The sequence below is a fragment of the Oleiphilus sp. HI0067 genome (genome assembly GCF_001635735.1).
Genome location: NZ_LWFI01000572.1, coordinates 1 through 634, shown reverse-complemented (window position 1 = coordinate 634; position 634 = coordinate 1). Strand labels below are relative to the sequence as shown.

1 pseudogene is annotated in these 634 nt (G+C 42.7%); it reads right to left on the bottom strand.

Features of this window, described 5'->3' with window-relative positions:
• Positions 1 to 634, bottom strand: a pseudogene (locus tag A3739_RS06645) (RND family transporter); the annotation flags it as partial.

Genomic DNA, 634 nt, shown 5'->3' with positions numbered 1-634 from the left:
CACGAATAACTTCAATCTCAATGAAGAACAACGTTAAGAAACCAATCGCATCACTCACTAAAGCCAAAATGCCCGGACGCACTAAGTTACGAAATGCCATGCGTGCACTCATAAGCGCATTTAGGCCCGAGGCTTGCTGAACAGCAATCTGATTTACAATTTGAACACCGTGGCTAATACCAATCGCAAATACCAGGAATGGAATTAGCACCGAATACGGGTCGAGCCCATAACCAAACAAACGCAATAAACCGAGCTGCCAAATAACAGCGACAATAGAAGTCACAATTGGAATCACTGTCGCGATTGGACAGCGAGAATAGATATACAAGAAGCTAAGTGTTAAACCGATAGTAACAAGCGCGAACGTCGCGATCGCACCAATACCGTCAATCAAGTCACCGACTTTTTTCGCAAAGCCTACAATATGAATCGAAATATTTGGATTAGATGCTTGGTATTTCTCGCGAACCTTTTCCTCAAGCTCTTTAGAGAACGCTTGGTAATCGAGAGGCTCTTGAGTTTCTGGGTTAATTTCAAATAACGGCGCATAAATAATGGTCGATTTGAAGTCATCGGCAACTAAACTACCAACTTGACCAGACTTCAATATATTGGCACGCAACTGATCCAA